Source organism: Flavonifractor sp. An306 (assembly GCF_002159455.1).
Classification (GTDB): Bacteria; Bacillota; Clostridia; order Oscillospirales; family Oscillospiraceae; genus Flavonifractor.
In genome coordinates this window covers 1-11,905 of record NZ_NFIQ01000092.1, presented here as the reverse complement: position 1 = coordinate 11,905, position 11,905 = coordinate 1, and the positions used below count along the sequence as shown (strand labels likewise).

Annotated in this window: 11 protein-coding genes and 2 pseudogenes; 4 read left to right on the top strand and 9 right to left on the bottom strand. The window is 62.6% G+C overall.

Features of this window, described 5'->3' with window-relative positions:
• A pseudogene (locus B5F88_RS16945) lies at positions 1 to 561 on the top strand (hypothetical protein); the annotation flags it as partial.
• A gap of 61 nt (positions 562 to 622) precedes the next feature.
• On the opposite strand, the gene B5F88_RS16940 reads toward B5F88_RS16945, so the two are convergent.
• The 6 genes from B5F88_RS16940 to aspS all read right to left on the bottom strand — a co-directional run bounded on the left by B5F88_RS16940 (position 623) and on the right by aspS (position 7,942).
• Entirely contained in the window at positions 623 to 2,590 is a 1,968-nt protein-coding gene (locus tag B5F88_RS16940; protein ID WP_162612228.1) for a methyl-accepting chemotaxis protein, read from the bottom strand.
• A 386-nt stretch (positions 2,591 to 2,976) separates the two neighbouring features.
• Positions 2,977 to 3,414 (bottom strand): stage V sporulation protein AC, encoded by a 438-nt coding sequence (spoVAC, locus tag B5F88_RS16935; protein ID WP_087348425.1) that lies wholly within the window; start codon positions 3,412 to 3,414, stop codon positions 2,977 to 2,979.
• Between the two features lie 61 nt (positions 3,415 to 3,475).
• Positions 3,476 to 4,894 (bottom strand): Asp-tRNA(Asn)/Glu-tRNA(Gln) amidotransferase subunit GatB, encoded by a 1,419-nt coding sequence (gatB, locus tag B5F88_RS16930; RefSeq protein ID WP_087348423.1) that lies wholly within the window; start codon positions 4,892 to 4,894, stop codon positions 3,476 to 3,478.
• On the bottom strand, positions 4,891 to 6,333 hold the full coding sequence (gatA, locus tag B5F88_RS16925; RefSeq protein ID WP_087348421.1) for an Asp-tRNA(Asn)/Glu-tRNA(Gln) amidotransferase subunit GatA: 1,443 nt from the start codon (positions 6,331 to 6,333) through the stop codon (positions 4,891 to 4,893). The genes gatB and gatA overlap by 4 nt, the downstream gene beginning before the upstream one ends.
• Positions 6,334 to 6,343: 10 nt before the next feature.
• Positions 6,344 to 6,631 carry an Asp-tRNA(Asn)/Glu-tRNA(Gln) amidotransferase subunit GatC gene (gatC, locus tag B5F88_RS16920; protein ID WP_087348418.1) on the bottom strand — a complete coding sequence of 96 codons (288 nt, stop codon included), beginning with the start codon at positions 6,629 to 6,631 and terminating at the stop codon, positions 6,344 to 6,346.
• A gap of 12 nt (positions 6,632 to 6,643) precedes the next feature.
• Entirely contained in the window at positions 6,644 to 7,942 is a 1,299-nt protein-coding gene (aspS, locus tag B5F88_RS16915; RefSeq protein ID WP_087348416.1) for an aspartate--tRNA(Asn) ligase, read from the bottom strand.
• Positions 7,943 to 8,356: 414 nt separating this feature from the next.
• On the opposite strand from aspS, the gene B5F88_RS16910 reads away from it, so the two are divergent.
• Positions 8,357 to 8,929 carry a uracil-DNA glycosylase gene (locus B5F88_RS16910; RefSeq protein ID WP_087348415.1) on the top strand — a complete coding sequence of 191 codons (573 nt, stop codon included), beginning with the start codon at positions 8,357 to 8,359 and terminating at the stop codon, positions 8,927 to 8,929.
• 45 nt (positions 8,930 to 8,974) lie between these two features.
• Here the strand turns inward: B5F88_RS16910 and B5F88_RS20815 are convergent, their stop codons facing one another.
• Positions 8,975 to 9,427 carry a copper amine oxidase N-terminal domain-containing protein gene (locus B5F88_RS20815; RefSeq protein WP_162612227.1) on the bottom strand — a complete coding sequence of 151 codons (453 nt, stop codon included), beginning with the start codon at positions 9,425 to 9,427 and terminating at the stop codon, positions 8,975 to 8,977.
• 157 nt (positions 9,428 to 9,584) lie between these two features.
• On the opposite strand from B5F88_RS20815, the gene B5F88_RS16900 reads away from it, so the two are divergent.
• Complete coding sequence (locus B5F88_RS16900) at positions 9,585 to 10,154, top strand: sigma-70 family RNA polymerase sigma factor (RefSeq protein ID WP_087348412.1); 570 nt, start codon at positions 9,585 to 9,587, stop codon at positions 10,152 to 10,154.
• Positions 10,144 to 10,770, top strand: a complete 627-nt coding sequence (locus B5F88_RS16895; RefSeq protein ID WP_140402165.1) for a hypothetical protein — start codon at positions 10,144 to 10,146, stop codon at positions 10,768 to 10,770. Before B5F88_RS16900 ends, B5F88_RS16895 begins: the two co-directional genes overlap by 11 nt.
• A gap of 31 nt (positions 10,771 to 10,801) precedes the next feature.
• Here B5F88_RS16895 and B5F88_RS16890 read toward each other — a convergent pair whose 3' ends face one another.
• Together B5F88_RS16890 and B5F88_RS16885 are read right to left on the bottom strand one after the other, a co-directional pair.
• Positions 10,802 to 11,413 (bottom strand): V-type ATP synthase subunit D, encoded by a 612-nt coding sequence (locus tag B5F88_RS16890; RefSeq protein WP_087348407.1) that lies wholly within the window; start codon positions 11,411 to 11,413, stop codon positions 10,802 to 10,804.
• A gap of 12 nt (positions 11,414 to 11,425) precedes the next feature.
• A pseudogene (locus B5F88_RS16885) lies at positions 11,426 to 11,905 on the bottom strand (V-type ATP synthase subunit B); the annotation flags it as partial.

Below are 11,905 nucleotides of genomic sequence, written 5' to 3'. Positions count from 1 at the left end.
CCCTCGGAGATCGCCGTACCCGACCCCCTGCCCGCCTTCACCTACGTGCCCGGCCAGCGCACCGACCTGGCCCAGCTGGTGGCCCTGCGGGTGTATGTGGACAGTCTTTCGGCGGAGGAGCAAAAGACCGCGGCGGTGCTCGCCTCGTCCTTTACCTTTAATTCCAGCATCTATGACAACACCCTGCGCTCTTTGAATATCCCCCAGTCCGGCGGGCCATCCACCTCCATGATCTACTTCGCCACGGTGGACAAGCGGGACGGGTTTTCCTGGAACGCCCTCACCGCCGACTACCTGATCGTGGCCGACCCGGTGCAGACCCACCTGGGCGCGGACAACCAGCACATCCTCACCGTGCTGGCCCAGCCGGTGCTGGACGGCACCGGCATCGGCACCGCCTACCGGCGGCTGGACCAGTCCTTCCCCCTGGAGGACGGCGTCACTGTCTACGTCTATGAGCGGACCCGGGAGATTACCCAGGCGGAATATCAGGCTATTTCGGATACCCTGGTAGCCCTCTATCCCGACTATGCCCAGCAGTACCAGCCCCCTGCCGGATAACGTTTTTGACAAAATTAAACGGATGCGCCGCAAGCTGCGGCGCATCCGTTTCTTTTATCTGTCAATACTTGCTGAAGTCTGTCGTAAACTCGTCCTGCTCCGGCATACTGCTGTGGGACACAGGGGGGATATATTCGCCAGACTTCTCGAACTTGAAATGGGCCACTTGCTCCCGCATCATGCTGGCCTGGCCGGACAGCTCCTCACTGGCGGCCGCACTCTGCTCCGCCGTGGCCGAGTTGGTCTGCACCACGTCGGAGATCTGATCCACCCCGCTGGCAATCTCCGTCAGCCGGTGAGCCTGGGAGCGGTAGGCCTCCGCCACGCCGTGGATGGTATTTACGATCTGATGGGTGCCGTCCGCCACCACAGACAGGCTGTCAGCGGTGGTCTGGGTCAGCTCCTCGCCATGCTTGACGGCGTTGACGGAGTTCTCAATCAGTTCGTTGGTCTTTTTGGCGGCCTCAGCGCTCTTGCCCGCCAGATTGCGCACCTCATCCGCCACTACCGCAAATCCCTTTCCGGCGGAGCCGGCCCGGGCCGCCTCCACGGCGGCGTTCAGCGCCAGGATGTTGGTCTGGAAGGCAATGTCGTCAATGGTCTTGATGATGCTGCGGATGGCGCTGGACTGGACGCTGATATCCTCCATGGCTTTGCGCATCCGTGACATCTGCTCGTTGCTCTTCTCCACCTCGCCCTGGATCTTCATCAGGAATTCCCCGGCCTCCACAGCCTTGTTGGCCTCATCGGTGGCCTGCCCGGACAGCTCCTGGACAGCGGAGGACAGCTCCTGGACGGAGGACGCCTGCTCGGTGGCCCCCTGGGCCAGGGCCTGGGCGCCGCTGGCAATCTGCTCTGCCCCGGCGTTCACCTGGTCCGCCGACTGGGCAATGGAGAGCATGGTTTCCGTCAAGGTGCCCTGAATATGCAGCAGCGCATCCTTGATCTTGGAAAACTCGCCCACATAATCCTGGTGCAGGGTGAAGACCAGATTGCCCTCTCCAATCTGAAGCAGTACGTCGGAGACCTCGTTGATATAATCTATGTACTCCTTCAGCCGCTCCACAATGCGGGCCACATTTCCGCCCAGCTCGCTGACCTCGTCATGGCCCCCGGTATCCACCGTCACGTTCAGCTCGCCGTCGGCCAGCTGGCTCACCGCCGCATCCAGCCGCTTCAGCGGGCGGGTGATGGACAGGGCGATAAACACACAGATGACCGTCAGCAGCACAGCGCACGTCACAATACCCACAACCAGAATACGGAGAATTCCGTTGGTATATGAGACAAACTCTGCCTCCGGCATAACGCCCAGCATAGTATAGCCGACGGAATCAATACTGGTGGTGCTGCCGTAGTACCGGGTCCCGCTGCGGGTATAGAGCATGGCGCTGTGGTTCTCTTTGTTCACAATGGCGTTGAGCATATTGGAAGAGTAATTGGCCTCGGTGGCGTTGATCCCAATCAAAGAGCTGTCCGGGTGGAACAGAATCTGCCCATTGGAATCATACAGGGTAATATAGCCGGTGTTGCCCACCTTGACACTGCCCAATAACTGGTTCAGATTTTCCATATTCAGATCGATACCAACGATACCCTGGATCTGTCCATTGACAAAAACCGGGCTGGCCACTGTCACCATCAAGTCGTTGGTATTGACGCTGATATATGCCTCTGTGGCAACACTCCCCCCCTTTTCCATCACTAAACTATACCATTCCCGAGTTGTATAGTCCAAATCTGCCGGACCATAAACTTGACCGTCATTTTGCAGGATTTCACCAGACTTAAATTTGGCTACCCAGAGATAGGCCATATCCTCCTGATTGTCCCCCTGAATCAGTGACAGCGTCTTCAGCAGGCTGTTATACAGCGCGCCGGTGGTGATGTCTCCCTGGGTATCCTCCATCACCGTGTCCTGAACGATCTGGGTGGCCGCCAGGCACTCGGTAATTCCATAATAGCGTTCAAAAAAGCCCTTTACCTCATTGGCTGCGGCGTTTGAACCTGCGTCCAGTTCAGCGCTCATGACCTCATTGATGGTTCCAGACCCCTGAATCCCTAAAAAGACACCCATAATAATCAATACCACAAACAGTGGTATCAAGATTCCCAACAATAGCTTTGCTACAATACCAAACTTGACATTGTTATGGACGGTACTCACTCTCTTTTCTCTCGTTCTCATGTCAGATCCCTCACTTTTATCCCTGTCTCCTTTTGGGGCAGCAGGCTCTCTATTCTATATATCGGCTCTTTTCCCAGGAAAGGAAATAGTTGTTTGATGTTTTTTCATAAATCGCCTTCTACTTTTTTCCTTTTCTTACTGTAAATTGACTATATGCAAAAAGAAAGGCAGAGCCGGACAGAGTCATTTTCACTCTGTCCGGCTCTGCGTGAGCAAAAAGAGGCGGATTAGCCTCCCCCAAACAAAACCAGCAAAAGGCCGTACAGCACGCTGGCCGAGATGCCGTACACCAGCACCGGCCCGGCGATGACGAACAACTTGGCCCCCACTCCCATCACCAGGCCCTCGCTGCGGAACTCCAGGGCGGGGGATACCACCGCGTTGGCAAAGCCGGTGATGGGCACCAGGGTGCCCGCGCCGGCGTGCTTGGCCAGCTTGTCAAACCAGCCCAGCCCGGTAAACAGGGCGGCCAGGAAAATCAGCGTCACGGAGACCGCCGTTCCCGCCTGATCCTGGTCCAGGCCCCATCCTTTATATAAATTCAGCAGTCCCTGCCCCAGGGTGGAGATGGCTCCCCCCACCAGAAAGGCCCACAGCAGGTTTTTGGCCATGGGAGACGGCTTGGCCTTGGCGTCCACCAGGCGTTGATATTCGGAATTGGTCATGCGGTTCCCTCCCTTTTGCCCCACAGCTTTCCCCGTTTTGGGAAAAACTATGCGCCTCCGGTCAGCTCAGCCGGTCCCGCAGCACCTGGTTCACCACCGCCGGAGATGCCTGGCCTTTTAATTGCCGCATAACCTGGCCCACCAAAAAGCCAAAGGCCTTTTCCTTGCCCGCCTTGAAGTCGGCCACGGATTTTTCATTGGCAGAGAGCACCTGGTCCACCACCTGCTCCACCAGCCCGGTGTCGGACACCTGCTCCAGGCCGTGCTCCTTTATATAGGCGTCCACATCGCCGTCGGTTTCAAAAACAGCCTCAAAGACCTTGACGGCGGTGTTACGGTTAACCTTGCCCTCCTTCACCAGAGCGATGAGCCGGGCCAGGGTGGGAGGCGTCAGGGCCATGTCCTTGGCCTCCAGGCCGTGGGCGGACAGCTGGCCCAGCACCTCCCCCATGATCCAGTTGGCCCCCTGCTTGGGGTCGGTGCCCAGGGCCACCAGGGCCTCGAAAAAGTCGGCCAGGGCCTTTTGGGAGGTGATCATCTGGGCATCGTAGGCGGGCAGGCCCCAGTCGCCCTGGTAGCGGGCTCGCTTGGCCTCCGCCAGCTCGGGCAGAGCGGCCCGCAGCCCCTCCAGGTACCCCTGGCTCAGCTCCACCGGCGGCAGGTCCGGGTCGGGGAAGTAGCGGTAGTCCTGGGCGTTCTCCTTGGAGCGCATGGCGTAGGTGGCGTCCTTGTTCTCGTCCCACCGGCGGGTCTCCTGCACCACCCGTTTGCCTTCCTCCAGCAGCTCGATCTGCCGCTTGGCCTCATAGACGATGGCCCGGGAGATGGCCTTGAAGGAGTTCAGGTTCTTCATCTCGGTGCGGGTGCCCAGCTCCGTGGAGCCTGCCGGCCGCACCGACAGGTTTACGTCGCACCGGAGAGAGCCCTCCTGCATCTTGCAGTCGGACACTCCCAGATATTGCAGGGTCTCCTTCAGCTTCTCCAGATAGGCGATGACCTCCTCGGCGGAGCGGAAGTCGGGCTCGGTGACGATCTCGATGAGGGGCACGCCGCAGCGGTTGTAGTCCGCCAGGGTCTGGTCCAGCCAGGGGTCGTGGACCAGCTTGCCCGCGTCCTCCTCCATGTGGAGCTCGTGGATGCGGATGGTCTTGCCGCCGCCGATGTCCACCGCCCCGTCCCGGGCGATGGGCAGATAGAGCTGGGAGATCTGGTAGGCCTTGGGCAGGTCGGGGTAGAAGTAGTTTTTCCGGTCAAACCGGCTGACGGGGGTGATGGCGCAGCCCAGCGCCAGCCCCGCCGTGGCCGCCAGCTCCACCACCTTCTGGTTGAGCACCGGCAGGGTGCCGGGCATGCCCATGCACACCGGGCAGCAGTGGGTGTTGGGGGCCCCGCCGAACTCGGTGGTGCAGGAGCAGAAAATTTTCGTCTTGGTGGCCAGCTCCACGTGGGTCTCCAGGCCGATGACAGTTTCCCAGGTCATTGGGCATCCCCTCCTTTCGGGGTCTGGCGGTGATAGTCGGTGTCCAGCTGATAGCCGTAGGCGGCATTGAGCACGGCGGCGTCCCCCAGGGCCGGGCCGATGAGCTGAGCCCCGATGGGCAGGCCTTTCTGATCAAAGCCGCAGGGCATGGACAGGCCGGGCAGGCCCGCCAGGTTCACCGATACGGTGTAGATATCGCTGAGGTACATTTTCAGCGGGTCGCTGAGGCTCTCCCCCAGCTTGGGGGCGGTGGTTGGGGCCACCGGGGTGAGCAGCAGGTCGTATTTGGTAAAGGCGCCGTCAAAGGCGGCCTTGATCACCGCCTTGGTCTGGAGGGCCTTTTTATAGTAGGCGTCGTAGTAGCCGGAGGACAGCACGAAGGTACCCAGCAGGATCCGCCGCTTCACCTCGGTGCCGAAGCCCTGGGTGCGGGTCTTGGCATACAGCTCCCCCAGATCCTCATATCCCTCAGCCCGCCAGCCGTACTTCACCCCGTCGAACCGGGACAGGTTGGAGCTGGCCTCGGCGCAGGCGATGATATAATAGGCGGGCACCACGTACTTCATGACGGGAAGGGCGAATTCCTCCACCGTGGCCCCCCGGGCCTTCAGCACCTCGGCGGCGGCCAGCACGGCGGCCCGGACCTCCGGGTCCAGCCCCTCTCCGAAGCAGTCGACGGGCAGGCCGATCCGCTTGCCCCGCAGATCACCTGTGAGGGAGGCCAGCAGCCCCCCGGCGGGGGCGTCCAGGCTGGTGGCGTCCCGGACATCCTTCCCCATCATGATGTCCAGCACCGCCGCGCAGTCGGCGGCGGAGCGGGCGATGGGGCCCATCTGGTCCAGAGAGGAGGCATAGGCGATGAGGCCATACCGGGACACGGTGCCGTAGGTGGGCTTCATGCCGGTGACGCCGCAGTAGGCGGCGGGCTGGCGGATGGAGCCGCCGGTATCCGAGCCGATGGCGTACCACACCTCGCCGGCCGCCACTGCCGCCGCCGCCCCGCCGGAGGAGCCGCCGGGGGCCCGGGTCAGGTCCCAGGGGTTTTTCACCGCTCCGAAGCAGGAGGTCTCGGAGGTGGAGCCCATGGCAAACTCATCCATGTTCAGCTTGCCCAGCCTCACCGCCCCGGCGGCGGTCAGACGCTCCGCCACCGTGGCGTCGTAGCAGGGGGTGAAGTCCCCCAGGATCCTGGAGGCGCAGGTGGTGCGCACCCCCTTGGTGCAGATGTTGTCCTTGTAGGCCATGGGCACCCCAGCCAGAGGGGAAACCGCCCCCTCTGCCGCCGGGGCGGGAGCATCGGTCACGGTAATAAAGGCGTTGTTTGCGCCCTGGGCGGCCCGGATACGGGAGAGGGCGGCCTCCACCGCCTCCTGCCGGGTCACCTCGCCGGAGCGGAGCTTTTCCCCCAGCTCCAGAGCGGTCAGTGTATGCAGTTCCATTTCCCTCACCTCACTCCACCGTCTTGGGCACCAGGAAGGCCCCGTCTTTCACCGCCGGACCGTTGGCCAGCAGCGCCTCCCGGTCTCCGGAGGGAACCACCTCGTCGGGCCGGGTCACATTTTTCAGGGGGAAGATGTGGCTCATGGGCTCCACGCCGGAGGTGTCCAAACCGTTCAGCACGTCCATATAGGCCACGATCCCCTCCAGCTGGGCCGTCATGGCGGTCTTTTCCTCCTGGGGCAGCTGGAGGCGGGAGAGTTGGGAGACATAGTCCACCAGTTCTTCGGTAATCTTCATTGCTTTTCCTCCTTACGGTTCCAGACGGGTGCGGTCTCTGGGGAACAGGCAGGCCCGGCGGATGTTGTCCAGGCCGCACAGCTGCATGGTCAGCCGCTCCAGGCCGATGCCCAGCCCGCCGTGGGGGGGCATGCCATACTTGTGGATCATCAGGTAGCTCTCAAACTCCGCCGGGTCCATGCCCCGCTCCTCCATCTTGGCCACCTGGGCGGCGTAGTCGTGGATGCGCTGGCCGCCGGTGGTCACCTCCAGCCCCCGGAACAGCAGGTCGAAGGACAGGGTGAATTTGGGGTCGGCGGGGTCGTCCATGGCGTAGAAGGGCCGCTTCTTGCTGGGGTAGTGGGTGACGAACACGAAGTCGCTCCCCCACTCCTCCTTGGCGTACCGGCCGATGGCGTGCTCCTCCTCCGGCTCCAGGTCGTAAGGGTCCCGGATCTGGTAGCTGTACTTCTCCGCCGCCAGCCGCTTGATCTCGTCGAACCGGACGGCGGGGATTTTGGTAACGTCGGGCAGCTCCACCTTCAGCAGGGCCAGCTCGGCGGCGTACTCCCGGCCCAGCAGCTCCATCAGGTACTGCAAAAAGCCCTGCTCCATCTCCATTACATCGGTGAAGGAGCTGATGAAGCCCATCTCGAAGTCCAGGGAGGTGTACTCGTTCAGGTGGCGCTGGGTGGCGTGCTTTTCCGCCCGGAACACCGGGCCCACCTCATACACCCGCTCAAAGACCCCCACCATGGTCTGCTTGTAGAACTGGGGGGACTGGGCCAGGAAGGCTTTTTTGCCAAAGTAGTCCAGCCGGAAGATGTTGGAGCCGCCCTCCGCCCCGGCGTGGACGATCTTGGGGGTGTGGATCTCAGTGAACTCCTTGCTCTGGAGGAAGTCCCGAAAGGCCCGGCACACCGCCGCCTGGATGCGGAACACCGCCCGCTGCCGGGGGGCGCGGAGCACCACGGGCCGCAGGCCCAGCTCGGTGTCCAGATGCAGGTCCAGCTTCCGCTTGGCCAGGGGCACCGGCATGGGGGCCGCCGGACGGGAGAGGACGGTCACCTGGGTCTCCGCCAGCTCCTTGCCGCCGGGGGAGCGGGGCTCGATGCGCCACAGGCCGGAGACTGTGACGGCGCAGCCCTCGGTCGCTCCGTCCAGGGCCTGCTTGTCGGTACACACACACTGAACCAGCCCCCGCCGTGTCCGCAGGGTGAGGAAGGTGATGCCGCCCATGTCCCGCAGGGCGTGGACCATGCCGTGAAGGGTGACGGCCTGGTTATTCCGGCTCACCACCGCTGTTGTCATTTGTCTTCTCAGAATTTCCATACCGTTCACAACCTTTCTTGTCTGAAAAAATAAAAAAAAGTCCCGAAGCTGCCTTTACACAGCTTCGGGACGGAATAAACTCCGCGGTACCACCCGTAGGTTGCCCCATCGCCCTTGATGGAGCCACTTGGTAACCCTTAACGCGGGCTCACGTGCGCCTCTACCCCCTGGCGGGCTCAAAGCGCAGGCTCAGACGTGTTGCGCCGTCCCATCCTGCCGGACCGGGCTCTCAGTCGGTGACCCGGATTCTCTGGCGGCCCTCACGGGGGGCGGTCGTCCTCATCGCCTTTGTTGAGGGTAGTATATGCGTTTTTTTCCGAAATTGCAACTGTTATTTTTGACAGAATCTCTGCGTTGTATCCCCCGCCCGCTTATGGTACAATGTCAAAAAAGCCCGAAAGAGAGGTGAAGCATATGAAGGACTGGGACGAACTGTACCAAGCGTGCATGAACTGTAAAAACTGCGCTCTGGCCGACACCCGGCACAACGTGGTCTTTGGCGAGGGAGCCAGGGACGCGGAGGTCATGTTCATCGGGGAGGGCCCCGGCGAGCAGGAGGACCTGACCGGGCGGCCCTTCGTGGGCCGGGCGGGCCAGCTGCTGGACGATATGCTGACCATGATCGACCTGAAGCGGGAAAAGGTATTTATCGGCAACATGGTCAAATGCCGGCCCCCGGGAAACCGGGACCCGCTGAACATCGAGCAGGAGGCCTGCATCGGCTATCTGCGCAACCAGGTGGCCCTGCTCCGGCCCAAAATCATCATCTGCCTGGGCCGGATCGCCGCCATGAAGCTGATGCGGGAGGACTTCAAGATCACCCGGGAGCATGGCCAGTGGATGGAGAAGGCCGGAATCTGGATGATGGCCATGTACCACCCTTCCGCCCTGCTGCGGGACCCCTCCAAGCGGCCGGAGGCCTTTGTGGACCTGAAGACCCTCCAGCACAAGATCCGGGAGCTCTGCACCCACACCTACGCAACCTAAGCAAAAACGGACCGCCCGGCGGGCGGTCCGTTTTTGACTAAGGCGTCAAAACTCCGTGCGCAGGTCCACCGTTCCATCGGTGACGGTGAGCGCGTCGGCATAGTTGCCCATCAGGACGGTAAAGAGCTCCAAAGGCACATAGGTCACCCCGTCGGACACCACGGGAGCGGAGGACAGGGTGAAGGGGGCGGTCATGCCCACCATACCCTCGATACTGGTGGCGGCAATGTAGGAGTTGACCCCGATGGTGAAGTTGGCGTGCATGGTGCCGCTGTCCAGGGTAACCATCTGGTCCTCCCCATCCCAGGTGACAGTGAAGCCCAGCTCCTCCGCCAGATCCCGGACGGGCACCATGACAGCCAGCTGGGTGTCGCTCTCCTGGCCGTCGATGGTCAGCTTCAGCAGGTCGGACTGTCCGGCGGCCCCGGCAAAGCCTACGGCGGACAGTGTGATGGCGGCAGCGGCGGACAGGGCCAGGAAAGTCTGTTTCAGTTTCATTGTAATACGCATCCTTTCTGTTTTTGCGGCGGGCCTGCGGTCCGCTCTCTGCCCTATACACAAATGGCGGCGGCAAAGCGCTGCAAAAAAGAAAAACTTTTTTTGGTGCAGCGGTTTGCCCCCCTCATTTGTATACCTGGTGAAAGGAGGAATGGAGATGGAAGGTGTGCTCACCCCGCCCCGCAGAGGGCTGCTGGCCCGGCTGCGGCTCTGGCTGGCGGGTACGTCCCAGGAAGACGACAGGACCCAGCCCCTGGAGGACGCCGCTCTGGCGCTCCGCCGCCACGGGGACGCCATTCTGCGGCTGGCCTTCTCCTACCTGCATCGGCGGGACGAGGCGGAGGACGTGCTCCAGGACACGCTATTGCAATATCTGCAAAAGGCGCCCCCCTTTTCCAGCGCCGAGCACGAGAAGGCCTGGCTGCTGCGGGTGGCGGCCAATCTGAGCAAAAACCGGCTGAGCTACTGGCGGCGGCACCCCCAGGAGGAGCTCAGCGACCTGCTGCCGGCGGAAAACGAAGACCCCCGGCTGGAGGAGGTCTGGGACAGCGTGAAGTCCCTGCCGCCCAAATACCGGGTGGTGGTCCATCTCTACTACTACGAGCAGTACACCACCGTGGAGATCGCCCGGCTGCTGGGCAAAAAGGAGTCCACCGTGCGCTCCCTGCTGGCCCGGGCCCGGGGGCTGCTGCGGGAAAACTGGGAGGGGGATGACTTTGGAGACTAGACAGGCATACCGAAGGATCATGGACGCCGTGACCGTGACGCCGGAGGTGGAGCGGCGGGTGCTGGCAGGTCTGCGCACCGCGCTGGAGACCGGGCAAAAACCAGCCTACCGCCGGTGGCAGCCCCGGCTGGCCGCCGCCTGCGCGGCGCTGGTGATTTGCGCCGCGGCAGGCTTCCCCCTGTGGCTGGATTCCCGCACACCGGCGGAGACCCCGCCGGTACAGGTCACCTGGTCGGCACAACAGTTTGAGAGCACCGGGGAACTGGCGGAGCAGCTGTCCTATCCTCTGCTGCTCCCCGCCTGGCTGCCGGAGGGGTACGCCCTGGAGAGCGCCCGATGCCTGCAGGGGGAGCTGGCCGAGGTCTGCTGGCAAACCGATGGGCAGACCATCACCTACCGCATGGCGCCGGGGGATGGGGACGTCAGCGGGGACTTCACCGCCTACGGCTGGGAGGAGGAGCTGACCGTCGGGACATACGCTGTTACCTGTAAAGGGGAAACGGGGCTGGTATTCCTGGCGGTGTGGAGCGACGGAACATACAGCTTTTCCCTCCACGCTTCCGCCGGCCTCAGCGTGGAGGAGGTAACGGCCCTGATCGAGAGCATTGGAACATAACAGAGGGGCGCTGCCGCTGGCAGCGCCCCTCTTATTGTTTTTCCTTGGTCCGTTTGATGACCTTCATGCGGACAAATTCCTCCCGCTCCTTCTCCTCCAGGGCGTCGGTGATCACCCGGATGGTCTCGTCCAGGTCGGGAATGACGATGTTCTCCAGGGCGTTGGCCCGCTTCTGGGCCTTCTTGATGGCCTGGGCCAGGCGGTAGATGGAGGTCTCCACCTCCGCCAGGCGGCGGGTCAGCTCCTTGACCTGATGGAATTTCAGATAGCAGTCGTCCAGCAGGGACGAGGTGCCCGAGAAACCGTACTCCGGCCGGGGTGCGGGGGACTGTCCGGGGATGTGGGGCAGCTCCACCCCCATCACCGAGCGGTAGCGGATCTCCAGGGAGTCGTCCACATCCACCGCCTCGGCGATGCGGTCGCAGATGCCCAGGCGGATGTTGGCCGCCTGGAGGGAGGCGTAGGCCTGGGTGAACACGGTGTCGATCTGGCCTTGCAGGTCTTTGGCGGTGTCCATCATGGCCATCAGCTCCCGGATGAGGATGTTCCGCTTGCGGTCCATCAGCTCGTACCCCGTCTGAGCCAGGCTGCGGGACCGCTTGGCCGCCATCAGATTTCCCTTGGTAGGCAGTCGGTTGGCCATGGACTCCCCTCCTTACATGTGCTGTGCGGTGCCGTCGGCCCCCTGGCGCTCCCAGGCGCCCTCCACGTAATGGGCGTCCAGGGTCTTGGGGTCCACCCGGTCCAGCTCCCCACGAGGCAGGATGGTGAGCAGCCGCCAGCCCAGCTCCAGGGTCTGCTCCAGGGTGCGCTCCTCCCCCTGATCCTGGCTGAGGAAGTTCCGCTCAAAGGCCTGTCCAAACTTCAGATAGCGCTTGTCCATGTCGCTGAGCTCGTCCTCGCCGATGACGCTGGCCAAGCTACGGGCGTCCTGCACCTTGGAGTATGAGGCGAACAGCTGGTTGGACAGGTCGGGGTGGTCGGCCCGGGTAAAGCCCTCCCCGATGCCGTCCTTCATCAGCCGGGACAGGGAGGGCAGGATGGACACCGGGGGATAGATCCCCTTTTGCTCCAGCTCCCGGTCCAGCACGATCTGCCCCTCGGTGATGTATCCCGTCAGGTCGGGGATGGGGTG

Coding starts and splice junctions, on each gene's coding strand:
- B5F88_RS16900 (WP_087348412.1), top strand. CDS start 9,585: ATGGAAGGTGTGCTCACCCCGCCCCGCAGAGGGCTGCTGGCCCGGCTG.
- aspS (WP_087348416.1), bottom strand. CDS start 7,942: ATGGAAATTCTGAGAAGACAAATGACAACAGCGGTGGTGAGCCGGAAT.
- B5F88_RS16940 (WP_162612228.1), bottom strand. CDS start 2,590: ATGAGCGCTGAACTGGACGCAGGTTCAAACGCCGCAGCCAATGAGGTA.
- B5F88_RS16910 (WP_087348415.1), top strand. CDS start 8,357: ATGAAGGACTGGGACGAACTGTACCAAGCGTGCATGAACTGTAAAAAC.
- gatC (WP_087348418.1), bottom strand. CDS start 6,631: ATGAAGATTACCGAAGAACTGGTGGACTATGTCTCCCAACTCTCCCGC.
- B5F88_RS20815 (WP_162612227.1), bottom strand. CDS start 9,427: ATGAAACTGAAACAGACTTTCCTGGCCCTGTCCGCCGCTGCCGCCATC.
- gatA (WP_087348421.1), bottom strand. CDS start 6,333: ATGGAACTGCATACACTGACCGCTCTGGAGCTGGGGGAAAAGCTCCGC.
- spoVAC (WP_087348425.1), bottom strand. CDS start 3,414: ATGACCAATTCCGAATATCAACGCCTGGTGGACGCCAAGGCCAAGCCG.
- gatB (WP_087348423.1), bottom strand. CDS start 4,894: ATGACCTGGGAAACTGTCATCGGCCTGGAGACCCACGTGGAGCTGGCC.
- B5F88_RS16890 (WP_087348407.1), bottom strand. CDS start 11,413: ATGGCCAACCGACTGCCTACCAAGGGAAATCTGATGGCGGCCAAGCGG.